This window comes from Amycolatopsis camponoti (assembly GCF_902497555.1).
Classification (GTDB): Bacteria; Actinomycetota; Actinomycetes; order Mycobacteriales; family Pseudonocardiaceae; genus Amycolatopsis; species Amycolatopsis camponoti.
In genome coordinates this window covers 874,406-898,923 of record NZ_CABVGP010000002.1, presented here as the reverse complement: position 1 = coordinate 898,923, position 24,518 = coordinate 874,406, and the positions used below count along the sequence as shown (strand labels likewise).

General features: G+C 71.4%; 25 protein-coding genes and 1 tRNA gene. 4 read left to right on the top strand and 22 right to left on the bottom strand.

Translation table 11 applies throughout. The features are described from left to right. Positions 1-231: 231 nt before the first annotated feature. From AA23TX_RS24755 to AA23TX_RS24660, 20 genes are all read right to left on the bottom strand, one after another. On the bottom strand, positions 232-1,344 hold the full coding sequence (locus AA23TX_RS24755) for an XdhC family protein (RefSeq protein WP_155545240.1): 1,113 nt from the start codon (positions 1,342-1,344) through the stop codon (positions 232-234). Then, on the bottom strand, positions 1,337-2,449 hold the full coding sequence (locus tag AA23TX_RS24750) for a vWA domain-containing protein (RefSeq protein WP_155545239.1): 1,113 nt from the start codon (positions 2,447-2,449) through the stop codon (positions 1,337-1,339). Before AA23TX_RS24750 ends, AA23TX_RS24755 begins: the two co-directional genes overlap by 8 nt. Positions 2,450-2,602: 153 nt before the next feature. Then, positions 2,603-2,679, bottom strand: a tRNA-Arg gene (locus tag AA23TX_RS24745). Positions 2,680-2,936: 257 nt separating this feature from the next. Beyond that, positions 2,937-4,604 (bottom strand): hypothetical protein, encoded by a 1,668-nt coding sequence (locus AA23TX_RS24740; protein WP_230862693.1) that lies wholly within the window; start codon positions 4,602-4,604, stop codon positions 2,937-2,939. Positions 4,605-4,703: 99 nt separating this feature from the next. After that, positions 4,704-5,573 (bottom strand): AAA family ATPase, encoded by an 870-nt coding sequence (locus AA23TX_RS24735; RefSeq protein ID WP_155545237.1) that lies wholly within the window; start codon positions 5,571-5,573, stop codon positions 4,704-4,706. 26 nt (positions 5,574-5,599) lie between these two features. Further along, on the bottom strand, positions 5,600-6,178 hold the full coding sequence (locus AA23TX_RS24730; protein WP_155545236.1) for a nucleotidyltransferase family protein: 579 nt from the start codon (positions 6,176-6,178) through the stop codon (positions 5,600-5,602). Between the two features lie 96 nt (positions 6,179-6,274). Continuing rightward, positions 6,275-7,105, bottom strand: coding sequence for an IclR family transcriptional regulator domain-containing protein (locus AA23TX_RS24725; RefSeq protein ID WP_155545235.1), 831 nt, complete (start codon positions 7,103-7,105; stop codon positions 6,275-6,277). A gap of 10 nt (positions 7,106-7,115) precedes the next feature. Then, positions 7,116-7,520, bottom strand: a complete 405-nt coding sequence (pcaC, locus tag AA23TX_RS24720; RefSeq protein WP_155545234.1) for a 4-carboxymuconolactone decarboxylase — start codon at positions 7,518-7,520, stop codon at positions 7,116-7,118. Between the two features lie 11 nt (positions 7,521-7,531). Continuing rightward, on the bottom strand, positions 7,532-8,335 hold the full coding sequence (gene pcaD / locus AA23TX_RS24715; protein ID WP_155545233.1) for a 3-oxoadipate enol-lactonase: 804 nt from the start codon (positions 8,333-8,335) through the stop codon (positions 7,532-7,534). Continuing rightward, a complete protein-coding gene (gene pcaG / locus AA23TX_RS24710) occupies positions 8,332-8,886 on the bottom strand; it encodes a protocatechuate 3,4-dioxygenase subunit alpha (RefSeq protein ID WP_155545232.1) in 555 nt (184 codons plus the stop codon). Before pcaG ends, pcaD begins: the two co-directional genes overlap by 4 nt. Then, positions 8,883-9,620, bottom strand: coding sequence for a protocatechuate 3,4-dioxygenase subunit beta (pcaH, locus tag AA23TX_RS24705; protein WP_155545231.1), 738 nt, complete (start codon positions 9,618-9,620; stop codon positions 8,883-8,885). The genes pcaG and pcaH overlap by 4 nt, the downstream gene beginning before the upstream one ends. 12 nt (positions 9,621-9,632) lie before the next feature. Next, positions 9,633-10,814: a thiolase family protein gene (locus AA23TX_RS24700; RefSeq protein ID WP_155545230.1), complete on the bottom strand. Its 1,182-nt coding sequence runs from the start codon at positions 10,812-10,814 to the stop codon at positions 9,633-9,635. Continuing rightward, complete coding sequence (locus AA23TX_RS24695) at positions 10,811-11,563, bottom strand: CoA-transferase subunit beta (protein WP_155545229.1); 753 nt, start codon at positions 11,561-11,563, stop codon at positions 10,811-10,813. The genes AA23TX_RS24700 and AA23TX_RS24695 overlap by 4 nt, the downstream gene beginning before the upstream one ends. Next, a complete protein-coding gene (locus AA23TX_RS24690) occupies positions 11,560-11,817 on the bottom strand; it encodes a hypothetical protein (RefSeq protein ID WP_155545228.1) in 258 nt (85 codons plus the stop codon). Before AA23TX_RS24690 ends, AA23TX_RS24695 begins: the two co-directional genes overlap by 4 nt. Then, positions 11,814-12,623, bottom strand: coding sequence for a CoA transferase subunit A (locus tag AA23TX_RS24685; RefSeq protein ID WP_155545227.1), 810 nt, complete (start codon positions 12,621-12,623; stop codon positions 11,814-11,816). Before AA23TX_RS24685 ends, AA23TX_RS24690 begins: the two co-directional genes overlap by 4 nt. A 167-nt stretch (positions 12,624-12,790) precedes the next feature. Then, on the bottom strand, positions 12,791-14,086 hold the full coding sequence (locus AA23TX_RS24680; protein WP_230862692.1) for a glycoside hydrolase family 27 protein: 1,296 nt from the start codon (positions 14,084-14,086) through the stop codon (positions 12,791-12,793). 22 nt (positions 14,087-14,108) lie between these two features. Next, on the bottom strand, positions 14,109-14,948 hold the full coding sequence (locus AA23TX_RS24675) for a carbohydrate ABC transporter permease (protein WP_155545226.1): 840 nt from the start codon (positions 14,946-14,948) through the stop codon (positions 14,109-14,111). After that, complete coding sequence (locus tag AA23TX_RS24670; RefSeq protein ID WP_155545225.1) at positions 14,948-15,901, bottom strand: carbohydrate ABC transporter permease; 954 nt, start codon at positions 15,899-15,901, stop codon at positions 14,948-14,950. The genes AA23TX_RS24675 and AA23TX_RS24670 overlap by 1 nt, the downstream gene beginning before the upstream one ends. Beyond that, positions 15,898-17,163 carry an ABC transporter substrate-binding protein gene (locus tag AA23TX_RS24665; RefSeq protein WP_155545224.1) on the bottom strand — a complete coding sequence of 422 codons (1,266 nt, stop codon included), beginning with the start codon at positions 17,161-17,163 and terminating at the stop codon, positions 15,898-15,900. Before AA23TX_RS24665 ends, AA23TX_RS24670 begins: the two co-directional genes overlap by 4 nt. A gap of 18 nt (positions 17,164-17,181) precedes the next feature. Beyond that, positions 17,182-18,372 (bottom strand): ROK family transcriptional regulator, encoded by a 1,191-nt coding sequence (locus AA23TX_RS24660; protein WP_230862691.1) that lies wholly within the window; start codon positions 18,370-18,372, stop codon positions 17,182-17,184. Positions 18,373-18,448: 76 nt separating this feature from the next. Between AA23TX_RS24660 and AA23TX_RS24655 the strand changes: the two genes are divergently transcribed. The 4 genes from AA23TX_RS24655 (at position 18,449) to AA23TX_RS24640 (ending at position 23,623) form a co-directional block, all read left to right on the top strand. Beyond that, positions 18,449-20,539 carry an alpha-galactosidase gene (locus AA23TX_RS24655; RefSeq protein WP_155545223.1) on the top strand — a complete coding sequence of 697 codons (2,091 nt, stop codon included), beginning with the start codon at positions 18,449-18,451 and terminating at the stop codon, positions 20,537-20,539. A 106-nt stretch (positions 20,540-20,645) separates the two neighbouring features. Continuing rightward, the gene (locus tag AA23TX_RS24650; RefSeq protein WP_155545222.1) at positions 20,646-21,530 is read left to right on the top strand and encodes an SGNH/GDSL hydrolase family protein; all 885 of its coding nucleotides are present in this window, start codon (positions 20,646-20,648) and stop codon (positions 21,528-21,530) included. A gap of 30 nt (positions 21,531-21,560) precedes the next feature. After that, complete coding sequence (locus tag AA23TX_RS24645; protein WP_155545221.1) at positions 21,561-22,505, top strand: 2-hydroxyacid dehydrogenase; 945 nt, start codon at positions 21,561-21,563, stop codon at positions 22,503-22,505. Beyond that, a complete protein-coding gene (locus AA23TX_RS24640; protein ID WP_155545220.1) occupies positions 22,502-23,623 on the top strand; it encodes a glycerate kinase in 1,122 nt (373 codons plus the stop codon). The genes AA23TX_RS24645 and AA23TX_RS24640 overlap by 4 nt, the downstream gene beginning before the upstream one ends. A gap of 44 nt (positions 23,624-23,667) precedes the next feature. Here the strand turns inward: AA23TX_RS24640 and AA23TX_RS24635 are convergent, their stop codons facing one another. Together AA23TX_RS24635 and AA23TX_RS24630 are read right to left on the bottom strand one after the other, a co-directional pair. Beyond that, on the bottom strand, positions 23,668-23,961 hold the full coding sequence (locus AA23TX_RS24635; RefSeq protein ID WP_155545219.1) for an iron-sulfur cluster biosynthesis family protein: 294 nt from the start codon (positions 23,959-23,961) through the stop codon (positions 23,668-23,670). 84 nt (positions 23,962-24,045) lie between these two features. Beyond that, on the bottom strand, positions 24,046-24,441 hold the full coding sequence (locus tag AA23TX_RS24630; protein ID WP_155545218.1) for a hypothetical protein: 396 nt from the start codon (positions 24,439-24,441) through the stop codon (positions 24,046-24,048). Positions 24,442-24,518: the final 77 nt, after the last annotated feature.

The window sequence follows — 24,518 nt, the reverse complement described above, 5'->3', positions numbered from 1 at the left end:
CCGTGATCGGGCTCACAGACTCCCGAGCGTGCTACGCGACCTTCGCGCGGACAAGTCCTGATGTCACACGTTCAACTACCTGTTCCGCAGATACACGGGAATCCGCCGCGGAACGCCGTATGTGCGGAAGTCCGGATGGGTGAACTTTTGTGGGCCACCCGGAGCAGTAGCAATCGGGGCGTCGCCCCGAGCCCGGGGGCTCCGCCACCCGGAACCCCCGAACAGCAGCAGTCAGCTGTGGATGCGTCCCGACAACTCGGCGAGCCGTTTCCCACCGCCACCCCACCGCAACGCGATGATTTCCGCGGCGATCGACACGGCCGTCTCTTCCGGCGTGCGGGCACCGAGGTCGAGGCCGATCGGCGACGCCAGCCGGTCCAGCTCCCCCTCGGTGATCCCGGCTTCGCGCAGGCGGGCGAAGCGGTCGTCGTGGGTCTTGCGGGAGCCCATCGCGCCGACGTAGCCGACGTCCAGGCGCAGCGCGACCTCCAGCAGCGGCACGTCGAACTTCGGGTCGTGGGTCAGCACCGCGATGGCCGTGCGCTGGTCGATGCGGCCCGCCTCGGCTTCGGCCTCCAGGTAGCGGTGCGGCCAGTCGACGACGACCTCGTGCGCGTCCGGGAAGCGGCTGCTCGTGGCGAACACCGGTCGCGCGTCGCAGACCGTGACCTGGTACCCGAGGTAGGCGCCCATGCGGGCCATCGCGGCGGCGAAGTCGATCGCGCCGAACACGAGCAGCCGCGGCGGCGGCTCGAAGGAGTTGACGAACACCGCCATGCCTTCGCCGCGGCGCTGCCCGTCGGGACCGTAGTGCAGGGTGCCGGTGCGGCCGCTGGCCAGCAGGCCGCGCGCGTCGTCGGCCACGGCGTCGTCCATCCGCGACGATCCCAGAGAGCCCTCGGTGCGGTCCGGCCACACGATCATGTGCTCGCCGACCAGGCCCTCGCGCTCGTGCTCGATGATCGTGACGACCGCGACCGGCTCGCCGGAGCGCACGGACGCGACGACGTCGCCGAGCTCCGGCATCGACTCGCGGTCGACGTGCTCGACGTAGATGTCGATGATCCCGCCGCAGGTCAGGCCGACGGCGAACGCGTCGTCGTCGGTGACGCCGTAGCGCTGCAGCACGGGCTTGCGCTCGCTGACGACCTCCTGCGCGAGCTCGTAGACGGCGCCTTCGACGCAGCCGCCGGACACGCTGCCGGCGACGGTGCCGTCGGGAGCGACGACCATCGCGGCGCCGGGCGCGCGCGGCGCCGACGAGAAGGTGGCGACCACGGTGCCGAGCCCGACCGTTTCCCCGTCGGCCCAGCGGCGGAACACGTCGTCCAGTACGTCACGCATCGGAAATCTCCCCGAGCAGTCGTTCCAAAGTGGCCAGGGTGTGCCCGGCCAGCAGCCGGTCGATGTGGGGCAAGGCGGCCACGATGCCCGACTGGACCGGAGCGTACCCCGCACGGCCGGCGTGCGGATTCACCCAGAATACGGCGTGCGCGAGCCGGCGCAGGCGGGCGAGCTGCTCGCCGAGCAGGCCGGTGTCACCGCGTTCCCAGCCGTCGGAGAAGACGGTGACCACGGCGCGCCGTGCCAGGCCGCGCTGGCCCCAGCGGTCGAGGAAGGCCCGCAGCGTCTCGCCGAGGCGGGTGCCGCCGGCGAAGTCGGGCACCGCCGAACCGGCGGCGAGCATGGCGCGTTCGGGATCGCGTTGACGCAGCTGGCGCGAGACCCGGGTCAGCCGCGTGCCGAGGGTGAAGACCTCGACGGACTGGGGCGCGCTGCGCGTGAGGACGTGGGCGAAGCGGAGCAGGGCGTCGGCGTACGGGCTCATCGACCCCGAGACGTCGATGAGCAGGACGACGCGCCGCGGGCGGCTGCCCCGCCGGGCGTAGACGAGTTTCACGGGCTCGCCGCCGCTGGCGAGCATGGCGCGCAGCGTGCGGGAAGGATCGAGCCGCCCCCGGTGCGACGGGGTCCTTCGCGAGGCCGGCCGCTTCGGCGGCGCGGGCCTCAGGGTGGCGAGGAGCTCGCGGAGGTGTTCGCGTTCGGCGGTGGTCAGCGCGGCGAGGTCGCGGTGGCGGAGGACTTCCTGGGTGCTCGCGGCGACTTTCAGCTGCTCAGGGCCTTCGCCACCGTCGGTGTTCCCGCCGTCGGCGTCGACGAGCGGGGCGATCCGGGCCTGCTTCGGCGCGGCGGTTTTCGCGCGTTGCGGGGTGGTGGTTTCGATCGAGAACCACTGGCTGAAGGCCTCTTCGTAGCACGGGAGGTCGTCGGGGCTGGAGCAGAGGGTGAGCCGGCCGGCCCAGTAGAGCTGGGTGGGTTCGGCGACATCGATCTCCCCGACGGCGGCGAGGTAGGCCTGCACGCGACGCGCATCGCAGGCAACCCCGGCTTCCCGCAGGGCGGCGGCGAACCCGGCGTACCCGGCGACGGGATCGGCGGCGGTGGTCATGACTCCATTGTGCGCTCACCCGGCGAGGAGGGCTCGCCTGTGGACAAGGCGACGGTGGGCACCGGAGATTGTCGGTGCCCTCCGCTAGCGTGGAAAACGGGGGCTGCTGACTGCGGTTTGGCGCTGTTGTGCCGCTGCGCGTGCCGGCGGTTCTGGTGTCCCGGCGAGGAGTCGAACCTCGGACCTCGGCGTTCGTAGCGCCGCGCTCTGTCCTGCTGAGCTACCGGGACGGGGGCGGCCTGCGCGCACGTCCCTCCCCGGACGGGCGCAGACCGCGCTCTTCGCGGCGACCGACCCGAGGTAGCGAGGGGTGGGCGCGAAGAGCCTTCAGGAAGATTCAGCGAACGGCACGGGAGATCGTGCCGCATCGGTTCGCTTGCCGGTTCACGATCTCCTCCTCTCGGTGGTGTTGCCTGCTGTACTGGAAAAAGCATGCCGGAGCCCGGCGTGCCGGGCAACGCATTTAATCGGCGTCCTTTGTGGACTGTCAGGCCGTGAAGCCCGGCACGATGTTCGCGCAGCCGCGACGCCGCGCCACGTCGTTGTCCGCCAGGACCGGAGGCAGTGCCCGCTGCGCGAACGCCCGCAGTTCGGCGAGCTTCGCGTCGTCCACCAGATCGCGGCGAACGTGGTACGTGGCCTGGTTCTTCGCGTCGTTCCGGGCGAAGATCGTCGCGTAGTCGCGCTCGAACCGCGGGTCCTGGTCGAACTGCAGGGTGCTGCTCCACGAGCCGACGAAGACGATCAGTTCGGGCTTCGCCGTCGTGAAGACGTAGTCCCGCAGGCCGGCGAAGTCGGCGACGTGCAGGTAATCCGCGATCGGGGCGTCGCCGAGCCCGGCGAGGTCGAGCAGCCGGAGCCGGCTGCCCAGCGCCGTGCCGCCGAGGTCGATCACCCCGGCCGACGCCGTGTCCGGCAGCCGCAGGATGTCCGCGAACCCGTTGATCGCGGTGTCGTCCCGCTCGGCGACGGCGCACATCGCCGTCTTCACGTCGGCGCGGTACTTCGTGCCTTGCTCGTAGTAGCCGCCGACCGCGCTGACCGACGCGGCCACGAGCAGGCAGGCCAGGACGACGCGGGCGCGCACCCGGACCACGGCGAACGTCTCGACGACCGCGGTCGCCCCGAGGAGGGCGCCGACCGTCCAGACCGGCGTCGCGAACCGCAGGTGCCCCATCCAGTCGTACTCGAGCACGATGAACGCGGCGAAAGCCAAGCCGAGCGGAACCATCAACGCGATCAGCCCGATGCGCAGCCGTCCGGGCTTGACCAGCAGCACGGCCAGGCAGCCCACGACGACGGCGACGAGCAGCCAGCCCGCGTAGGACACGATCTCGCCCGGCCGCGCGAGGTCGGCGAAGGCGGGCGGTTCCTGGCCCTTCGCGATCGCGGTGTTGGGCAGCAGGCGGCCGAACTCGAACCAGCGGTAGCCGACGTACGCGCCGAAGGGCAGGACGAACGCCACGACCGAGACGACCACCGCGCGGACGCTGCGGGCGAGCGCGGCCCGCTTGAGGAAGACGGCGACGGCGATCGGGTACGCGCCCGCGTAGATGATGCCGTCGGGGCGGGTGAGCGCGGCCAGCACGGCGATCACGCCGGCGCCGATCGCGACGCGGTGGGTCAGCAGTTTGTCGCTCAGCACCGACCGCAGGAGGAGCACGGCCAGCGCCGCGACGGTCAACGCGTAGAAGGAGTTCTCCAAGCCGGAGAAGCACCAGATCACGAACGACGGGTTGGCGGCGAGCGCGGCTCCGGCGACGAAGGTGACGAGCGCCGGACGGCTGCTGAGCGCCTTCGCGCCGGCGTAGAACAGCGCCAGGACGCCGGCGCAGCAGGCCAGCGCCAGCGCCTTCGGGAAGAGGATCTGGTCGGAGACGCCGAAGAGCGTCCCGTGGTCGAACAGGCCGACGAGCTTGCCGAGGGCGAGCAGGATCATCCAGGTGGGGTTGGAGTACCCCTCGACGGGCGCCACGCCGGGCTGGAGCACCGGCCCGAGCCCGTCGGCGACGTTGCGCGAGTAGGCGAAGGTGATGGCGGCGTCGTCGATCAGCCAGTGGCCGTAGAACGAAGCGTGCACGGCGATCAGCGCGGTGCCGCCCAGGACGGCCGCCGCGGCCGCGAGCCGGGCCGGCCACCGGCGCCGGGCGGTCACCGCGGGTTCCGCTCCCCGCCTGCTCGACGGTCTCGTTTCGGTCGTCGCCACCACGCTCATGCCTCCGGCCCTCCCGTGCCTTCGGATGCCCCGAGCCGGTCAGGCGAACAAGGCGTCGAGCTTGGCCCGTACCCGGTCGAGGTCTTCGCTGTATTTCAGGACAGCTCCGAGCGTTCGCGCCGCCGTCGCCGCATCCAGCTCGTCCCGCTGCAGAGCCATGAGGGCTCTCGCCCAGTCGAGTGACTCCGCTACTCCTGGTGGCTTCAGCAGGTCCATTTCGCGGAGCCGATGCACCGCTTCAGCGATCTGCCGAGCCAACACTTCCCCTATTAGGGGGATTCTACGGCGCAGGATCGTGACCTCTCGCGCCAGGTCGGGGTGTTCCAGCCAGTGGTACAGGCAGCGGCGCTTGAGGGCATCGTGCACCTCGCGGGTGCGGTTCGACGTCAGCACCACGAGCGGCGGCTCCGCGGCGCGGACTTCGCCGTATTCGGGGATGGTGACGGCGTGCTCGTCGAGCAGCTGGAGGAGGAAGGCTTCGAACTCGTCGTCGGCGCGGTCGATCTCGTCGATGAGCAGGACGCACGGCGAGCTGATGAGGGCCTGCAGCAGGGGGCGCGCGAGCAGGAAGCGTTCGGTGTAGAGCGAACGCTCGGCGGTCTCGACGTCGACGCGTCCGTCGCCGGCGGCTTCGAGGGCGCGCAGGTGCAGGAGCTGGCGCGGGAAGTCCCATTCGTAGAGGGCTTGGGCGGCGTCGATGCCTTCGTGGCACTGGAGGCGCACGAGCGGGCGGTCGAGCGCGGTGGCCAGCGCGATGGCGAGCGACGTCTTGCCCGTGCCGGGTTCGCCTTCGCAGAAGAGGGGGCGGCCCATCCGGAGGGCGAGGAAGCCGGCGGTGGCGAGCCCGTCGTCGGCGAGGTAGCCGGTCGCGTCCAGCGCGGCGGCGAGTTCTTCGGGCGAGTCGGTCACGCTGTCGATCGTAGGCGGCGTGCCGGTCACCGGCCGGGCAGATCGGCCCGGCGGTCGACGTCGCGGCCGCTGCCGAGGTCGCCGCACTCGACGAGCTTCAGATCGGGACGGGTCGCCAGCCAGTCCCGGGCGCCGCGGTCGCCCTGGGCGGAGCCGGCGATCTCGGACCACCAGCGGCGGCCGAGGAGGACGGGGTGGCCGGGGGTGCCGTCGTAGGACGCGCGGGCGACGGTCTCGGCGGTGGCGTCCGCGGCGACGCGGGTGAGGATGTCGGCGCCGACCCACGGCAGGTCGACGAGGTGGACCAGGGCCGCGACCGGAGCCGGGTCGCCGGAGAGGGAGGCCAGGCCGGCTTTGAGGGAGGCGCCCATGCCGGTCTCCCAGCCTTCGGCGAACACGGCTTGGGTGGGGTCGGGCAGGAGGGCCCGCACTTGCTCGGCGGCGGCGCCGACGACGACGCGGACGGGGTGGCAGCCGGCGGCGGAGAGGGTGGAGAGCGCCCGGAGGACGAGAGGTCGCCCCTCGAGTTCGGCGAGCGCTTTGGGGCCACCGAACCGCCGACCGGCCCCGGCGGCGAGCAGCAAGCCGGCGACGGGCGGGGTCATCGGAGCACCGACCGCCCGGTGGGCACCCCGTCCGCGGACTCGGCCGATGCACCCCACCCTCGGTACTCGGCGGCCCCCGCCACCCGGCTTGCGTTCTCAGCCATGGGCTCGGCCTGGGGCGCCGACTGCCAAGTCGGCCTCTATTGCTCGGGCCGTCTCCAGCAGTGGGGGCACCAAATCCCGCTCCACCGACTCGGCCGTGGTGCGGCTCGCGTGGGTCGACAGGTTGACCGCCGCCGCCACTCGGCCTCCGCGGTCGTGGATCGGGGCCGCCACCGAGCGGAGGCCTTCCTCCAGCTCCTGGTCCACCATTGCCCAGCCCTGCTCCGTCACCTTGGCCAGCTCCTCGCGGAGGCGGTCCGGGGCCGTCACCGTGCGGTCCGTCAGGCGGTTGAGCTTGGCTACCACGAAGTAAGCCTCCAGCTCCGCCTTGCTCAGGCCGGACAGCAGGACGTGACCCATCGATGTCGCGTACGCCGGGAAGCGGGTTCCCACGTTGATGCTCACCGTCATGATGCGCGAGACCGCCACTCGCGCCACGTAGACGATGTCCGTTCCCTCCAGGACCGACACCGAGCTCGACTCGTGCACTCCCGCCGACAGGTGCTCCAGGTGGGGCTGGGCGACCTCGGGCAGCGTCATGCTCGACAGGTACGAATACCCCAGCTCCAGTACCCGTGCCGTCAACGAGAAGTACTTGCCGTCCGTGCGGACGTAGCCCAGGTCGGTCAGGGTCAGCAGGAACCGTCTGGCCGCGGCGCGGGTCAGACCCGTCGCCCGGGCGACGTCGCTCAAGGTCAGCTCCGCCGCGCCGGCGTGGAAGGCCTTGATCACGGCCAGGCCGCGCTCCAGTGACTGGACGTGGTGGGCACCGCGGTGGGCCGGCTCGCTGGCCAGCTCGACTTCGATGGGCCTCCCCGTGTCCATGCCCGGCACCTTATCCGGCGTCCGCCGGCAGGGCGGTCGGCTCGCCGAGCTCGGCCAGGGTGCGCTGGGCGATGGCGAACGCCGCGTTCGCCGCCGGGGCTCCCGCGTAGACCGCCGTGTGCAGCAGGACCTCGCCGATCTCCGCCGCCGTAAGACCGTTGCGGATCGCCGCGCGGACGTGCATCGCCAGCTCGTTGTGCGCCTGCAACGCGGTCAGCGCCGCGAGCGTCACGCAGCTGCGCGTCCGGCGGTCGAGGCCGTCGCGGGCCCAGACCGAGCCCCACGCACCTTCGGTGATGTAGTCCTGGAACGGGCGGCTGAACTCCGTGGTGCCCGCGACGGCGCGGTCGACGTGCTCGTCGCCGAGCACCTCGCGCCGGACCTTCATGCCCTGGTCGTGACGGTCTGTGCTCATGTCTTTCGGTGTCACAGCGCCTCCAAGTGCTCGAGGATCAGCCTCGTGAATTCTTCGGGCCGCTCGTAGCTGCCCAGGTGCGCGGCGTCCGGCACGACCTCCAGCCGCGCGCCCGGGATGCCCGCCGCGATCAGGTCGGCGTGGCCCTCCGGTGGGGTGGCCGGGTCGTCGGCGCCCGCGATGACCAGGGTCGGCGCGGTGATCTTCGGCAGCACGTCGAGCAGGTCCATCCGCTCGATCGCGCCGCAGCAGGCCGCGTAGCCCTCGGCCGGGACCGCGGCGATCATCGAGCGCAGGTACGCGGCCCGGTCCGGGTGCCGCTCGGCGTAGGCCGGCGTCAGCCAGCGGGTGACGCCGGCGGCGGCCACCGCGCCGGTGCCCTTCTCGAGCACCGTGCGCGCCCGGTCTGCCCACATCTCCGGCGGGCCGAGCTTCGCGGACGTGCAGCAGAGCACCAGGCTCGCGATCCGGTCCGGCGCGTGGGCGCCGAGCCACATGCCCGTCATCGCCCCGAGCGACAGGCCCACGAAGTGCGCTTTCGCGACGCCGAGGTCTTCGAGCAGCCGGAGGAAGTCGAAGCCGAGGTCTTCGAGGTCGTACGGCCCCGGCGGCACCGGCGAAGCGCCGTGCCCGCGCGTGTCGTAGCGGACCACCCGGAAGCCGCGCTCCAGCAGCGGCACGACCTGGGGTTCCCACATCCTCAGGTCGCTGCCGAGCGACCCGCCGAACACCACCACCGGACCGTCTTCAGGCCCTTCGACGACCCGGTGCAGCCGCACGGCGCCCACGCCGTCACCTCCGTTCGCGTTCGTCATACCCGGAAGAACACCGTCTCTCCGTCGCCCTGGAGGCGCACGTCGAACCGGTAGCCGTCCTCGGTCTTCGCCGCGATCAAGGTGCCACGCCGCTCCTCCGGGACCGTCGCCAGTACCGGGTCTGCGGAGTTGTCCTGGTCTTCGAAGTAGATCCGCGTGACGACCCGGTTGAGCAGGCCGCGGGCGAACACCGACACGTCGATGTGGCGGGCCTGCGTGGTGCCGCCCTCGCCGGGCACCACGCCCGGGAGCAGGGTGAGGATGCCGTACGTGCCCTCAGGCGTGGTCGGACAGCGGCCGAAGCCGCGGAAGTCGCCCGACGCTTCGCCGCGCGGGTCGTCGGGGTGGCGGAACCCGCCGTCCGGGTCGGCCTGCCACGTCTCGATCATCGCGTCCGGGACCGGGTCGCCGTTGCCGTCGCGGACGGTGCCGCGGATCCAGAACGCTCCGGGCGTGCCCTCGGGCACGACGTGCGGGCCGTCGGGCCAGGGCAGCCCGATCGACAGGTACGGGCCGACGGTCTGCGAAGGGGTGGGAAGCAGGCTGGTCATTCGTCTTCGTCCTCTTCCTCTTCGAACACCGACGCGTCGCGCCCGCGCAGCACGATGTCGAACTGGAACCCCAGCGCCCACTCCGACTGGGTGATCTCGTGGTCGTAGCGCGAGACCATGCGCTGCCGGGCCTTCTCGTCCGGGATGGAGTTGAAGATCGGGTCCTGGGAGAAGAGCGGGTCGTCCGGGAAGTACATCTGGGTGACCAGGCGCTGCGTGAACGCCGAACCGAACACCGAGAAGTGGATGTGCGCGGGGCGCCAGGCGTTGTCGTGGTTCTTCCACGGGTACGCGCCCGGCTTGATGGTGGTGAAGGTGTAGCGGCCGTCGCTGTCGGTCAGGGCACGCCCGACGCCGTCGAAGTTCGGGTCGAGCGGCGACGGCCAGCGGTCGCCGGTGTGGCGGTAGCGGCCGCCCGCGTTCGCCTGCCAGATCTCGACGAGGGAGTCGCGCACCGGGCGGCCCTCGCCGTCGAGCAGCCGGCCGGTGACGATGATCCGCTGCCCCTGTGGCTCCCCCGCGTGCTGACGGGTGAGGTCGTTGTCGAGCTCGCCCAGGCGGCCGGGGCCGAGCAGCGGGCCGGTGACCTCGGTCAGCATCTGCGGGAGCAGCACCAGGTCCTGCTTGGGGTGCCGCAGCGCCGTGGAGCGGTAGCCGGGGTAGCCGAGCGGCGGGTGCGTGCCCTCGGGGTCCTCGCCGTAGCGCGGCAGCCTGAATTCGGTCGGAGTAGCCACGTCTTCTCTCCCTTACCGGCCTTCGAGGACGACGGCCAGGCCCTGGCCGACGCCGATGCAGATGGCGGCGAGTCCCCAGCCACCGCCGCGGCGGTGCAGGTCGTGCGCCAGGGTGCCGAGGATGCGGCCGCCGGACGCGCCGAGCGGGTGCCCGATCGCGATCGCGCCGCCGTGGGTGTTGACGATCTCCGGGTCGAGCTTCTTCCAGTCGCGCAGGCAGGCCAGCGACTGGGCCGCGAATGCCTCGTTGAGCTCGACCGCGACCAGGTCGTCCCAGCCGATGCCGGCGCGCTCGAGGGCGATCTCGGCCGCGCGCACCGGGCCGATGCCGAAGACGTCCGGGTCGACGCCCGCCGCGCCCCGGCCGGCGATCCGGGCCAGCGGGGTCGCGCCGAGCCGGCTCGCGCTCGCTTCGTCGCCCAGGAGGAGCGCCGACGCGCCGTCGTTCAGCGGGGAGGCGTTGCCCGCCGTGACGGTGCCGTTTTCCTTGCGGAAGACGGGCTTCAGCTTGGCGAGCTTCTCGGCGCTGGAATCCGGGCGGATGCCCTCGTCGCGGGCCAGGTCGACGCCCTCGACCGGGACGACGAGGTCGTCGTAGAAGCCTTCGTCCCACGCCTTCGCGGCGTTGACGTGGCTGCGGGCGGCGAAGGCGTCCTGCTCGTCGCGGCCGATGCCGTAGCGCTCGGCGAGCTTCTCGGTGGACTCGCCGAGGGAGATCGTCCACTCCGACGGCATCGCCGGGTTGACCATGCGCCAGCCGAGCGCGGTGTTGTAGAGGGTCTGGTTGCCGGCGGGGAAGGCCTTTTCGGGCTTTTGCATGACCAGCGGCGAGCGGGTCATGGACTCGACGCCGCCGGCGACGACCAGGGACGCGTCGCCGACCTGGATCGCGCGGCTGGCCTGCATCACCGCGTCGAGGCCGGAGCCGCAGAGGCGGTTGACGGTGTTGCCGGGGACGCTCGTGGGCCAGCCGGCCAGGAGCGCGGCCATGCGGGCGACGTTACGGTTGTCCTCGCCCGCGCCGTTCGCGTCGCCGAGGGTGACTTCGTCCACTGTGGACGGGTCGAGGTCGTTGCGCGCCTGCAGGGCCTTGAGGACCCCGGCGGCCAGGTCGTCCGGGCGGACGCCGGCCAGTGCGCCGCCGTAGCGGCCGAACGGGGTGCGGATCGCGTCGAGGACGTAGACGTCGGTCATGCCTTCTCCAGCTCTCGGAGCACGGTCAGCTCCTGCTCGGTCGGGGCGGGGGTGACCTTCAGGTCGTCCGCGACCTTCAGTTTCCACCCCGTCGCCTTGACCGCTTGGTCCAGCTCCACGCCCGGGTGCAGCTCGGTGAGGGTCAGCTCGGCCGTCTCCGGGTCGGGGCGCATCAGGCCGAGGTCGGTGACGACCAGCGTCGGGCCCCGGCCCGGGAGGCCGAGCTTCTCGCGGTCGCCCTTGCCGGAGCCGTGGCCGAACGACGTGACGAAGTCGACCTTCTCCACGAACGCGCGGGGGCTCTGGCGCAGCACGATGAACACCTCACCACACGACGCCGCGATCTCCGGGGCGCCGCCCGCGCCCGGCAGCCGGACCTTCGGGTCGTGGTAGTCCGAGCCGATCACGGTCGTGTTGATGTTGCCGAACTTGTCGAGCTGGGCGGCGCCGAGGAAGCCGACGTCGATGCGGCCCGGCTGGAGCCAGTAGTTGAACACCTCCGGGACGCTGACCACGGCGTCGGCGGTGTCGGCCAGCTCGCCGTCGCCGATGGACAGCGGCAGCCTCGACGGCTTCGCGCCCAGGCAGCCGGATTCGTAGATCAACGTGAGGTTCGGGGCGTGGGCGCGGCGGGCGAGGTTCGCCGCCTTGCTCGGGAGGCCGATGCCGACGAAGCAGGACATGCCGTCGCCGAGGGCACGGGCCGCCGCGACGCTCATCATCTCGTCGGCCGTGTAGTCGGTGCTCATGCCGGGACCTCCGCGGTCTTGCGGGCGTTGCCGGTGGTGGGGTGGATCGGGCGCGGGATGGCCGCTCTGGCTCGCCGCATCGGGGACCGGCGCCGGGTCGCGCCGCCACCGGGCCGGTGAGCGGCTCGGGCCTGCTGCACCGGGGAACGGCGCGCGGTCGGGGCGCTGCCGAGCTGGTGCGCCGCTCGGGCCCGCCGGGTCGGGGAACAGCTCGGCGTCGCGGTGCGACCAGGCAGGGCGAGAACCGCGCTCATGCCGTCACCCCGGTCAGCTCGTTCAGCCACTTCGTGAACTCCTCGCGGTCGCGGCCCACCTCGTCCCACGCCTGGTACGCCGAGTTGTCACGTTCGTAGTACCCCGCCGCGTACGACGGCTTCGCGCCGCCCGGGACCTCGGCCACCGCGGTGACCACCCAGGACGGGAGGATCACCGCGCCCACCCGGGGCTCCAGCTCGTCGACGATTTCCTCCACCGTCACCAGCGAGCGCTTCGCCGCCAGGACCGCTTCCTTCTGGACGCCGGTGATGCCCCACATCTGGACGTTGCCGGCCCGGTCGGCACGCTGCGCGTGGACGATCGTGACGTCCGGGTTCAGCGCTGGGACCGCCGTGAGCCGCTCGCCGGTGAAGGGGCACGTGATCGGCTTGATCGTGTCGGTCTGGGCGGGCAGGTCCGTGCCCGTGTAGCCGCGCAGCACCGCGAACGGCAGGCCGGACGCGCCGGCGACGTACCGGTTCGCCATGCCCGCGTGGCTGTGCTCCTCGATCTCCAGCGGTACCGGCCAGTCGTGCTGGACGGCGTCGCGGAAGCGGTGCAGCGAACCGACTCCCGGGTTCCCGCCCCAGGAGAAGATCAGCTTGCTCGCGCAGCCCGCGCCGATCAGCTGGTCGTACACGATGTCCGGGGTCATCCGCACCAGCGTGAGACCCCGCCGGCCCTGCCGGATGATCTCCTGCCCGGCCGCGACCGGGATGAGGTGCGTGAACCCTTCGAGCGCGACGGTGTCGCCGTCGCGCACCAGCCGGCCCACGGCCTCCTCCAGTGACAGCAGCTCCGCCATCTCACGCTCCCGAGATCTGTTCGCATCACGCACACTCGTTCTGAAACCGAACATAGCACGGCTCCCGGGCGTCCGACCAGACGTCTTCCACCCAATGGATGACGCAGGCACGACGAAGGGGACTTTCCTCGCGCGAGCAGCGAGAAAAGTCCCCTTCGAGAGAATCGTCAGCCGATCCGCACCAGGCGGGAGCCGTGCGGCGGCACCGCGGAAGCCGTCCACGATCCCCGGAACCGACCCAGGTCCTTCCGCGCGACGAGGTCACGCACCGGCCCGCCGAGGTCCACCGTGATGTCCGCGGGCGTGGAGCCCAGGTTGTAGACGGCCGCGTACGTCCGGCCGTCCGGCGCGCGCTTCGTCCACACCTGGCGGTCGCCGCCGGTCACCCGCGTCGCGTACGTCCCCGACCGGTCGACCGCGACGACCTCGGGGTTCGTCAGGATCGCCACGGCGGAAGCGTCCAGGAAGTAGATGTCTCCCCCGACGTACAGCGGCGAAGACGCCATGGACCAGAACGTCATCACGCTCTGCCGCTCGACGTCGGAGATGCCGTCCTGGATGCCGGACCCCGTGTTGTTGCTGATCGGCATGGAGTCCAGGTCCGGCCGGTACTGCGGGCCGAACACGCCTTGCCAGCCGGGCAGGTCCGCCCACCGCGCCTTCACCGAGCTGTCCCACGAGGAAACCGTCTCGCAGTAGCACTCCATGTCGGTGTCGATCCGGACGCCGTTCGCGTAGGGCGCCAGCGAGGAACCGATGGACCGCGGCACCGGCCACGCGCTCGCGGTCAGCCACATCGGCCGCCGCGAGTGGTCGATAGCGGCGGACCACGACTTGATGTCGGCGACGTTGTCCGCGGTCGTCCCGTCGACCTTGACGAAGTCGACGCTCCAGGAAGCGAAGCGGGCCACGATCGAGTCGTAGTACTTCTGCGCGCACGGGTTCGTGAAGTCGACCTTCCAGTTGCCGCCCCAGCCGTTGGACGGCGTCAGCGGCCGGTACGCGATGTCCTGCGCGTGGCACGACGTCCCGGCGATCGGCGCGTTCTTGTCGTAGACCTCCTTCTCGAGCCCGGTCACGGCGTACAGGCCCAGCTTCAGCCCGAGGGAGTGCACGTAAGAAGCCAACGCCGGGATCCCGGAGGGGAACCGCGTCGGATCGGGGTCGGGGATGCCGTTGACGTCGGTGTGGAAGACCCAGGACTGCGAAGCGTTCCAGCCCGAATCGATGTTGACGTAGGTGTAGCCCGCGGACTTGAGCTTCGACGCCATGGCCGAAGCCGCGTCGCGGACGTGCGACTCGTTGAGCCACGAAGTGCCGTAACCCGCGCGGGTCGACGACTCGAGGCTCCAGCTGCTCCAGCCCATGAACGGCCGGACGAACGGTGTCCGCGCGTCGGCCATCGGTACCAGGAAGGCCGAAAGACCCAGGACAGCGAGGAACACGGAAAGGAGGCGCTTCACTGAACACTCCTCGGTAGGGGACCTACTCCTTGAGCCCGCTCGCGGCGATTCCGCTGACGATGAACCGCTGGGCGACCAGGAACATCGCGACCAGCGGCGCGATGGTGACCAGAGCGCCGGCGAACAGCGCCGGCAGGTTGACCGACTGCGCGGTCAGGAACGTCGAAAGCGCGATCTGCGCGGTCCACGAAGACGGGTCTTGCCCGATCACCAGCGGCCACAGGAACGCGTTCCAGCTTTCGATGAACATCAGCGCGCCCAGGGACGCGATCATGCTCCCCGAGTTCGGCAGCACGAGCCGCCGGTAGACGCCGAGGTAGCCGAGCCCGTCGAGCCGGCCCGCCTCCTCCAGTTCGACGGGGAACCGCAGGTAGAAGTTGCGGAAGAGGATCACGGTGAACGCGCTGAAGAGGTTCGGCGCGATGATCCCCCACTCCGTGTTGACCCCGCCCATGGATCCGACGACGACGAACGTCGGCACGAACGTCACCGACTGCGGGATCATCAGCGTGACCAGCACGTACGTGAAGACCGCACGGCGTCCCGGGACGTTGATCCGGGCGAGCGCGTACCCCGCCATCGAACCGAACAGCGTGCCGACCGGCGCGGTGATGATCGCGACCAGGAACGAGTTCCACAGCGCATGCGCCATCGGCACCGACGCGTCGGCGAACAGGTCGCCGAAGTTGACCCACGACAGCGGGTCCGGCAGCCACGACCAGTCCGGCGAGCTGACCTGCTGACGCGTCATCAACGCGTTGCGCAGCATGATGTAGAACGGCAGCAGGAAGATCACCGACAGCACGGACGCCAGGACGTACTTCGGGGCCTTGCGAACGCGAGGGGCGGCGAGGACGGCCATCAGTCCTTCTTCCCGAAGCCGACGAACCGGCCCTGCAGCAGCGTGATCACGACGATGAGCACGGTCAGCAGGAACGCGCCCGCCGAGCCGACGCCGTAGTTCTGGTCGCCGAGCGCGGAGTCGTACAGATAGACGAGCGGCGGCTTCACCGGCGCCGTCGCGGTGCCCGACAGCCCGGTGCCGAACAGGTTGTAGAACTCGTCGAAGGCCTGGAACGCGGCGATCAGGATCAGCAGCAGCACCGCCACCGACGTGTTCCGCAGCTGCGGCAGCGTGATGTAGCGGAAGGCCTGCCACTTCGTCGTGCCGTCCAGTTCCCCGGCTTCGTACAGCGACGGCGAGATCGCCTGCAGCCCGGCCAGGAACAGGATCATGTACAGCCCGACCTGCAGCCACAGCCGCAGCGTCACCACCGCGACCCAGTACACCGGCGGGCTCGTCTCCGACAGCCACGGCACCGGATCGGCGCCGAACAGCCCGCCGAGCACGTTCGCGACGCCGGACGGGAGGCCGTTGAACAGCGCCATCTTCCACACCAGCGCGGCGACGACGTACGACACCGCCGCCGGGATGAGGAAGATCGTCCGGAAGAACGCCTTGCCGCGCTTGATGCTGTTGATCAGCACCGCGAGGCCGAGCGACGCGACGAACGTGATCGGCACGATGAACACGGTGAACAGCGCGATCGTCGACAGCGACGTCAGGAAGGCGTCGTCGCCGAGCAGGAACGCGTAGTTGTCGAAGCCGATCCAGTTCCCGAGGGTGATCGTGCCGCGCGCGTCGTTGAAGCTGAGCAGGAAGCTCCACCCGATCGCGACGTACTTGAACAGCCCCAGCCCGATCACCACGGGGCCGGTCAGCACGGCGAACGCGCCGATCGCCCGCCAGTCCCGGCGACGCCGGCGCTTCTTCGGCGCCACCGCGACAGCCGGAGCCTCCATCAAGGCGGTCATGCCAGCTGCTTGTCGACTTCGGCCTGGGCCTTCTTCGCCGCGTCCTCCAGCTCGGCGGCCGGGTCCGCCCCGTTCGCGATCTTCGTCGCGGCCTGCAGGAACAGCGTCGCCGACGCCTTGTTCCACAGTCCCGAGTACGACTTGCCGTTCTGCTGCGAGATCGTCACGGCGTCCTTCGCGGCGCCGCTGGAGAACTCGGTGGTCTGCGCGGCGACCGGCTTGCGGGCCGGGATGTGGAAGCCGTACTTGACGCACCAGTCCTTCTGCAGGTCGGCGTTCTTGATCCACAGCCAGTCGATGAACTTCTTGACGGCGTCGAGGTTCTGGCTCTTCGCATTCGCCAGCTGGTACCAGCCGCCGACGCGCGCGACCTGCTTGCCCGCGTCGCCGAACTTCGGCCACGCGACGACGCCGAAGTCGTCACCGAGCGCCTTCTTGATGTCCGGCAGCGACCACAGGCCGCCCCACTGCATCGCGGTCGCGCCGTTGGCGAACGCGCCCGGGTCGGACCAGTCGGTCGGGTAGCCCTGGAGCAGGCCGCCGGTGTCGTGCAGCTGCTTGAGCCCGGCGATCGCGGCGACGGCCTCGGGTGAGGCGAAGGCGACCTTCTTGCCGCTCGAGTCGAAGAAGTCCCCGCCGGACGACCAGAGCAGGAGCGTCGCCGCTTCGCCGACGCCGTCGGTGCCGACGTAGAGGCCCTTCTGCTTGCCGGTGTTCAGCTTCCGCGTCGCCTCGAGGAGTTCGGCGAACGTCTGCGGCGGCTGCACGCCCGCCGCCTGCAGCGCGGACTTGCGGTAGTACAGCATCATGACGTCGTCGATCATCTTGACGCCGTAGATCTTGCCGTCGACGGTCACGGTGTCCAGCGCGGCCGGGCTGAAGTCGGCCTTGGCCGGCGCGATGACGTCGTCGAGCGGCGCGAGCAGGCCGTTCTTGACGTTCTGGTAGCGGAAGTCTCCCAGCTCGAACAGGTCGGGCGCCTGCGCCGTGAGCATCGCCGAGTTGAGCTTGGTCTCGTAGTCGCCGGCGATCCAGCTGACGTTGATCGCGATGTCCGGGTTGGCCTTCGTGAACTCCTGCGCGTACCGCTGGACCGCTTGCTGCGTCCCGGATTCTCCGTACGCGTGGTACCACTGCTGCAGCGTCACTTTCGCGCCGGAAGCGGCGCCCGCGTTCTTGTTCAACGGATCGCTGGTGCAGCCCGCGAGGGCGGCGCCACCGGCGAAGAGGACGGAACCGACCAGGAAGCTTCTCCGGTTCATGGGGCTCACAGGGACTCCTTAGACGCTCTCGGCGACGAAAAGACTTTGGATGGCGACGGCGGCCGCGCCCCGCGCCCATTCCTCGAACGGCAGCGGCCGGATCACCAGGCCGCAGCGGGCGGCGCTGCCGAACGCCTGGACCGCGAAGGTCCGGCGGATCTGGTCCTCGAACAGGTCGTAGGTCGCGACGCCCTCCCCCGAGACGACCACCCGCTCCGGGCCGAACAGGTTGACCAGCGCGGCCAGGCCGAGCCCGATCGCGTGCCCGGCCCCGGCGAACACGTCCCGCAGCAGCTCGTCACCGCCGCGGGCGCGCGCCACAGCGTCTTCCATGGTCAAGCCAGGTTCCGCGGCGATGAGCCGGGCCCGGGTCAGGATCGCTTCGGTGGACGCGATCGCCTCGACGCAGCCCTGGCCGCCGCAGTGGCAGGACGGCCCGCCGTCGGCGACCGGGACGTGCCCGATCTCGCCCGCGACCCCGTGCGCGCCGCGGACCAGGTCGCCGTTCACCACGAGCGCGCTGCCGATGCCCGTACCCACCGTGACCAGCGCGAACGACGACGCGCCGACGCCTTCGCCGAACCACTGCTCGGCGACAGCGAGCGCCTTGACGTCGTTCTCCAGCGTCACGGTGAGGCCGGTGGCGTCTTCCAAAAGGGAAGCCAGCGGCACGTCGCGCCAGCCGAGGAACGGCGAGTACCGGACGACGCCGGACGCGCGGTCGACGTCGCCGGAGACCGCGACGCCCAGGCAATAGGCGCGGGCGCGGAGGTTGCTGGTGCCGTCCGGGGTCGGGCCGGCCAGCAGCTCGCCGACGAGGTCGGCCAGCGCCCGCACGACGTGCTCGACGTCGTGGCTCGTCAGCGCGTGGTGGGCGCTGGCGCGGACGTCGGCACGCAGGTCGGTGACGACGCCGATGAGGTCGTCGCCGGTGATCTTGACGCCGACGAAGTACTCGCGGTCGGGCCGGATGGCCAGGGGGTTGGCGGGCCGCCCCGCGCCGGGCGTCGTGCGACCTTCGGAGGCGAGCTCTTCGAGGTAGCCGGCCTCGATGAACGGCCGGGCCGCCTTGGTGACCGCGGCCGAGGACAGACCGGTGCGGCGGGCGACGTCGACGCGGGAAACCGGCCCTTCGGTCAGGACCGTGGTGAACACGGTCGCTGCCGCGGGACTGGTGATCGGCGCCCTTGCCGGTGCACTGCGAGGCATGGCCGGAAGGGTAGGCAGGATTAATTAACTTCGTCAAGAATTTATTTTTCGGCTGGTCATGCCTACGCTCGGGATCATGTCGCTCGTCGAACACGACCCCGCGCACCGGCTCTGGCTGCTGCGCACCCCCGAGAGCTCGTACGCCTTCCGCCTCGACGCCGACGACCGGCCGCGCCACGTCCACTGGGGCCCGCCGCTGACGTTGGCGCAGGCCACGCAGGTCGCCTCGCGCCGCAACCCGGCCGACAGCAGCTTCGACGAGCCGGGCGACGAGCGGCAGGAGCTGCCGGCCGAGGGCGGCGCGTTCTTCGGCGTCGCGGCGCTGGCCGTGCGCTACGAGGACGGGACGTCGGCGCTCGAATGGCGCTACGACGGGTACACCGGCACCGAGGACTCCCTGGTCGTGCGGCTCGTGGATCGGCACTACCCGCTGGAACTTTCGCTGCACTACCGCGTCCGCGGCGACGTCGTCGAACGCTGGACGTCGGTGCGCAACACCGGTGAAGCACCGATTTCCCTGCTGCGCACGGATTCCGCGGCGTGGACGCTCCCCCGGCGCGACGGCGCGCGGCTCACCCGGACCTCCGGCGCGTGGAGCGCCGAGTACGGCGTGCTGCGCGAAGCCCTGCCGGTCGGCGAAACCACGCTGACCAGCCGCCGCGGGGTGTCCAGCCACCAGGTCAACCCCTGGGTGATGCTCGACGCCGGCGACGCGACCGAGACAGCCGGCGAGGTCTGGTCGACGGCACTCGCCTGGAGCGGCAGCTGGCGGATCACCGTCGAGCACACGCACACCGGCCGCGTCACGTGGACCGGCGGGTTCGGCCACGAGCACGTCGGCTGGCGGCTGCTGCGCGGCGAAACCTGGGAGACGCCGGTGTTCGCCGGGCTCTACGCGGCCGACGGCTTCGGCGGCACGAGCCGGCGGTGGCACGCCTACGTCCGCGAGTTCGTCCAGCCGCACCCCGAGGAGCTGCGGCCGATCGTCTACAACTCCTGGGAGGCGACCGGCTGGGACGTCGACGAAGCCACCGAGACGGCCCTCGCCGACGCCGCGGCTCGCCTGGGAGCCGAGCTGTTCGTCATGGACGACGGCTGGTTCGGCGCCCGCACCGGCGACACCGCCGGCCTCGGCGACTGGACCGCCAACGAACAGCGCTTCCCGGCCGGGCTGCGCCCCTTGGTCGACGCCGTCCACGCGCACGGGATGAAGTTCGGGCTGTGGGTCGAGCCGGAGATGGTCAACCCGGACAGCGAGCTCTACCGCACGCACCCGGACTGGGTGCTGCACATGGCTCATCGCGAGCGCACCACGCTGCGGAACCAGCTCGTGCTGAACTTCGCACGTGCCGACGTCGCGGACTGGGCGCACAAGTGGCTCGACCGGCTGGTCGGCGAGCACGGGATCGACTACCTCAAGTGGGACATGAACCGCGCGTTCACCGAGGCCGGGTGGCCGGCGGCGGGCGAGGACGCGGGACGGCTCTGGGTCGGGCACGTCCGCGCGGTGCACGCCATCCTGGACCGGCTGCGCGCCGACCACCCCGCGCTGCGGATCCAGGGCTGCGCGGGCGGCGGCGGGCGCACCGACCTCGGGATCCTCGCGCGCACCGACGAGATCTGGGCGTCGGACAACACCGACGCCGCCGACCGGATCACCATCCAGCACGGCTACGGCCAGCTCTACCCGGCCGGCACGATGTCGGCCTGGGTCACCGACAGCCCCAATCCGACGACGGGCCGCGAGGCGCCGCTGAGCTTCCGGTTCCACGTCGCGATGGCGGGCGTGCTCGGCCTGGGCGGCGACCTGCCCCGGTGGTCCCCGGACGAACTCGACGAGGCGGCGTCGCTCGTCGCGCTGTACAAGGAAATCCGGCCGGTGGTGCAGCACGGCCAGCTGTACCGGCTGGCGGACCCGGCGAAGTCGGCGCTGACCGCGGTGCAGTACGTCCTGGACGACGACGTGGTCGTGTTCTTCTGGCGGCGGCCCGCGGAGTTCGCGCGGCCGGTCACCCCGCCGCGGCTGGCGGGGCTCGACCCGTCCGCGCGGTACCGCGACTCGGGCGGCGTCGTCCACGACGGCGCGGTGCTGCTGAGCCACGGCCTCGACGTCGACCTGCCGGGGAGTGGCTACGCGAGCGCCGTCGTGCGGCTGAGCAGGGTCTGAATACCCACGCCGACCGGCGTCACCAGGACGGGTGAGGTGGATTGACTTTTCACCGGACACGAGCCGAATGTGAAAGTCCTTCACTTCAGTTGCCAACGGAGGCAGCATGCGCAAGCGCCTGACCGTCCTGCTCGTGCCCGTTCTCGCCGCGCTTGCCTTCGCCGCCCCGGCGGCGGCGAGCACGCCCTACCGGGAGTACGTCGCCCTCGGTGACTCCTGGACCGCCGACGTCTTCGTCACCTTCCCGCCCACCACGCGGTTCACCCCGCTCGACTGCGCACAGTCCACTTCGGACTACCCGCACGAGGTGGCCGGCGCGCTCGGCGTCGAAACCTTCCGGGACGCGAGCTGCGGCGGCGCGACGACGACGGACTTCACCCAGCCGCAGAAGCTGCCGCTGGGCGGGACGAACCCGCCGCAGTTCGACCGGCTCACGGCGACCACGGACCTGGTCACGGTCGGGATCGGCGGCAACGACATCGGGCTCGCCTCCGCCGTGACCAAGTGCCTCACCCTCCTCCCGGTGAGCACGTGCAAGGCGAAGTTCACCGCGGGCGGCGTCGACCAGCTGGAAAACGCAGTCAAGGCGACGGAACCGAAGATCGCGGCATCGCTGCAGGCGATCAAGGAGCGGTCCCCGCAGGCGCGGATCCTGCTCGTGAACTACCTCGCCGGGCTGCCCGCGAGCGGGAAGGGCTGCTGGCCGGTCATCCCGATCGCCGATGGCGACGTCGCGTACCTGCAGGCGAAGTTCCTCTCGATGAACGCCATGCTCGCGCGCGTGGCCGCGGACAACGGCGTCGAACTCGTCGACACCTACTCCCCCACGCTCGGGCACGACGCGTGCGAGGCGCCCACTGTGCGGTACGTCGAGGGCCTGATCCCGATCTCCACGAGCAACCCGCTGCTGCTCGCGTTCCCCTTCCACCCCAACGGCGCCGGGGCCGCCGCGCAGTCGGAGATCGTTCTCGACGCCGTTCAGCGGGGCTGAACTGTCGGTGCGGTGAACTAGCCTGTCGGGGTGACCAAGATCGTGGTGACCCGATGGATTCCGGACGACGCGGTGAAGCTCCTCGCCGAGGCGGGCGACGTGGTGGTGTCGCCCGCCGACCGGCCGTTGGCGCCGGACGAACTGCACGAGTTCGTCTCCGGCGCTTCGGCCGTCGTCGGGATGCTGCACGACCGGCTCGACGGCGCGCTGGCCGACGCCGCCGGGCCCGGGTTGAAGGTGGTCGCGAACGTCGCCGTCGGGTACGACAACGTCGACGTCCCGGCGCTGGCCTCCCGCGGGGTCGTCGTCACGAACACGCCCGGGGTGCTGACCGACGCCACGGCCGACCTCGCGTTCGGCCTGCTGCTCGCCGTCACGCGGCGGATCGGCGAAGGGGAACGGCTGCTGCGTTCGCGCACACCGTGGTCGTTCCACCTCGGCTTCCTGCTCGGCTCGGGCCTGCAGGGCAAGACGCTCGGCATCGTCGGGCTCGGCCAGATCGGCCGGGCGATGGCCCGGCGCGCGCGGGCGTTCGGGATGTCGATCGTCTACTCAGGACGGTCGAAGCAGGACTTCGACGCGGAATACGTGTCCTTCGAAGAGCTCCTGGCGCGTTCGGACGTCGTCTCGCTGCACTGCCCGCTGACGCCGGAGACGCGGCACCTCATCGACGCGGCCGCGTTGCGCGCCATGAAACCCGGCGCGTACCTGGTGAACACGACGCGCGGCCCGGTCGTCGACGAAGCCGCGCTGGCGGACGCGCTCGAAGCCGGGGAGATCGCGGGCGCCGCGCTGGACGTGTTCGAGAAGGAGCCCGACGTCGAACCGCGGCTGCTCGGCCGCGAAGACGTCGTGCTGAGCCCGCACCTCGGGTCGGCCACGGTCGAAACCCGGACCGCGATGGCCGTGCTGGCGGCCCGCAACGTCGCGGCGGTGCTCGCCGGGCGTCCCCCGCTGACGGAGGTGAAGCCGTGACCCGTGTCGTCATCGCGCCCGACAAGTTCAAGGGCAGTCTCACCGCGGTCGAGGCCGCGGAAGCGATCGCCCTCGGTGTGCGAGACGCCTTGCCGGACGCCGAGATCGTCACCTGCCCGGTCGCCGACGGCGGCGAAGGCACCCTCGACGTCCTCGAAGCGGCGGGCGCGCGCATCGTCCGGTTGACGGTCCGCGGGCCGCTGGAGGAGGCGGTCAAGGCTTCTTACGCGGTGCTCGACGGCACCGCCTACGTCGAATCGGCGCGGGCGTGCGGGATCGAATTCGTCGAGCCCAGCCCGGAAACCGCGCTGAGCGCGCACACCTGGGGCGTCGGGGAACTGCTCGCCGACGCGCTGGTGCACGGCGCTCGCCGGCTCGTCCTGACGGTCGGCGGCACGGCCAGCACCGACGGCGGTGCCGGGATGCTCAGCGCGCTCGGCGCCGGCGTGCTCGACGCGTTCGGCGCGCCGGTCGGCCTCGGCGGCGGCACGCTTTCGCGGGTGGCGTCGACCGAGCTGACGCCGGTGCGGGAGCGTCTCGACGGCGTGCGTGTCTCGGTCGCCACCGACGTCACGAACCCGTTGCTGGGCGCCTCGGGCGCGGCGGCCGTGTTCGGGCCGCAGAAGGGCGCGGGGCCGTCGGAGGTGCGGCTGCTCGACGAGGCGCTCGGCCGGTGGGCGCACGCGCTGCGGGTGGGCGGCGCTCCGGACGTCTCGGGGATTCCGGGCGCGGGGGCCGGTGGCGGGGTCGCCGCCGGTGCGATCGCCCTCGGTGCGACCGTCGAATCCGGGTTCGACCTCATCGCCGGGCTGACCGGCGTCGACGAAGCCCTGGAGGGCGCCGATCTCGTCATCACCGGCGAGGGTTCGCTCGACGAGCAGAGCCTGAACGGCAAGGCGCCGGCCGGGATCGCGGACCGGGCGCGGCCGCGCGGGGTGCCGTTGATGGCGCTGGCCGGGCGGATCCAGCTCGACGCCGCGGGGCTGGCCCGGCTCGGCGTCGTCGCGAGCAGCGCGTTGATCGACCACGCGCCGTCGCTGGACCACGCGCGGGCGCACGCGGCGGAACTGCTGCGGGAGCGCGCCGCGGATTTGGTCCGCGGCTGGCGGCCCCGCTGACGAACGGACCTCTCGCGGCGCTGCGAAAGGCCCGTTCGCGGCGGTCAGCTCGTGTGCTGCGGCAGCACGGCGAAGGCGACTCCGCCGGCTTCGTCCTCTTGGACGTCGAGCACCTTGTCGTCGAGCAACGCCGCGGCCTGCGGTTCCAGGAAGACCTTCGGGCCTTCCTCGGCGCCCAGCACGCTGTCGCCCGCCGCGGGTTCGGGGGCGACGGACAGCGCCAGCTGGGCGCTTTCGCCGTCGGCGTTCTGGACCGCCAGGCGGAGCCCGGCTTCACCTTCCCCTTGGCTGGTCAACGCGGTGATCGCCTCGGCGGCGGCTTCGGTCACGGTCAGCATCTTTCGGCCTTCCCTTCGTCGCGGTCCGATGCACTGTGGTGCCCCACGCTAGGGGCGTCCGTTCGGGCGCGCAGTCTGAGCGGATCAGCCCTGCCGCGCCTCACGGATGGCGTCCGCCACGGACCCGCCCGCGTAGTCCGCTTGTTCGCGCGGATCGGGGTCGGCGTGGCGGCGCGGGACCTCGTCGTCCGGCGTCACCTGCTCGAAGTCCGCCGGCGCGTCTTCGACGGTCTCGTCGAGCTGGTCGGCCGGGGTCACCGCGAGCGGGCGCTCCGGGACCGGCTCCGGCTCGGTGTCCGGAACCTCTTCGGCGAGGCGTTGCTCCATCGGCTCGCCTTCGCGCGCTTCTCTGGGCGTGGTGCCGAAGCGGTCGGCGGCGCTCCAGTGCTCGGGCGGGTCGATGCCCGCTTCGAGGGGGTCCACGCGCAGCTCGTCCTCGTCCAGCGCTTCACTGGGCTCCAAGCTCTCCGGTTCACTCACTGGTTCTCTCCCGTCATCGCGGGTGACCTACCCGGGGCGTCGGGGACTTCAAACCCGGGCGGTGTCACCGGGATCAC

What these genes read in the sequence shown, in the direction of transcription:
- AA23TX_RS24755 (WP_155545240.1), bottom strand. Translation starts at nt 1,344, where the DNA reads ATGCGTGACGTACTGGACGACGTGTTCCGCCGCTGGGCCGACGGGGAA.
- AA23TX_RS24750 (WP_155545239.1), bottom strand. Translation starts at nt 2,449, where the DNA reads ATGACCACCGCCGCCGATCCCGTCGCCGGGTACGCCGGGTTCGCCGCC.
- AA23TX_RS24730 (WP_155545236.1), bottom strand. Translation starts at nt 6,178, where the DNA reads ATGACCCCGCCCGTCGCCGGCTTGCTGCTCGCCGCCGGGGCCGGTCGG.
- AA23TX_RS24725 (WP_155545235.1), bottom strand. Translation starts at nt 7,105, where the DNA reads ATGGACACGGGGAGGCCCATCGAAGTCGAGCTGGCCAGCGAGCCGGCC.
- pcaC (WP_155545234.1), bottom strand. Translation starts at nt 7,520, where the DNA reads ATGAGCACAGACCGTCACGACCAGGGCATGAAGGTCCGGCGCGAGGTG.
- pcaD (WP_155545233.1), bottom strand. Translation starts at nt 8,335, where the DNA reads ATGACGAACGCGAACGGAGGTGACGGCGTGGGCGCCGTGCGGCTGCAC.
- pcaG (WP_155545232.1), bottom strand. Translation starts at nt 8,886, where the DNA reads ATGACCAGCCTGCTTCCCACCCCTTCGCAGACCGTCGGCCCGTACCTG.
- AA23TX_RS24700 (WP_155545230.1), bottom strand. Translation starts at nt 10,814, where the DNA reads ATGACCGACGTCTACGTCCTCGACGCGATCCGCACCCCGTTCGGCCGC.
- AA23TX_RS24695 (WP_155545229.1), bottom strand. Translation starts at nt 11,563, where the DNA reads ATGAGCACCGACTACACGGCCGACGAGATGATGAGCGTCGCGGCGGCC.
- AA23TX_RS24690 (WP_155545228.1), bottom strand. Translation starts at nt 11,817, where the DNA reads ATGAGCGCGGTTCTCGCCCTGCCTGGTCGCACCGCGACGCCGAGCTGT.
- AA23TX_RS24685 (WP_155545227.1), bottom strand. Translation starts at nt 12,623, where the DNA reads ATGGCGGAGCTGCTGTCACTGGAGGAGGCCGTGGGCCGGCTGGTGCGC.
- AA23TX_RS24675 (WP_155545226.1), bottom strand. Translation starts at nt 14,948, where the DNA reads ATGGCCGTCCTCGCCGCCCCTCGCGTTCGCAAGGCCCCGAAGTACGTC.
- AA23TX_RS24670 (WP_155545225.1), bottom strand. Translation starts at nt 15,901, where the DNA reads ATGACCGCCTTGATGGAGGCTCCGGCTGTCGCGGTGGCGCCGAAGAAG.
- AA23TX_RS24665 (WP_155545224.1), bottom strand. Translation starts at nt 17,163, where the DNA reads ATGAACCGGAGAAGCTTCCTGGTCGGTTCCGTCCTCTTCGCCGGTGGC.
- AA23TX_RS24660 (WP_230862691.1), bottom strand. Translation starts at nt 18,372, where the DNA reads ATGCCTCGCAGTGCACCGGCAAGGGCGCCGATCACCAGTCCCGCGGCA.
- AA23TX_RS24655 (WP_155545223.1), top strand. Translation starts at nt 18,449, where the DNA reads ATGTCGCTCGTCGAACACGACCCCGCGCACCGGCTCTGGCTGCTGCGC.
- AA23TX_RS24650 (WP_155545222.1), top strand. Translation starts at nt 20,646, where the DNA reads ATGCGCAAGCGCCTGACCGTCCTGCTCGTGCCCGTTCTCGCCGCGCTT.
- AA23TX_RS24635 (WP_155545219.1), bottom strand. Translation starts at nt 23,961, where the DNA reads ATGCTGACCGTGACCGAAGCCGCCGCCGAGGCGATCACCGCGTTGACC.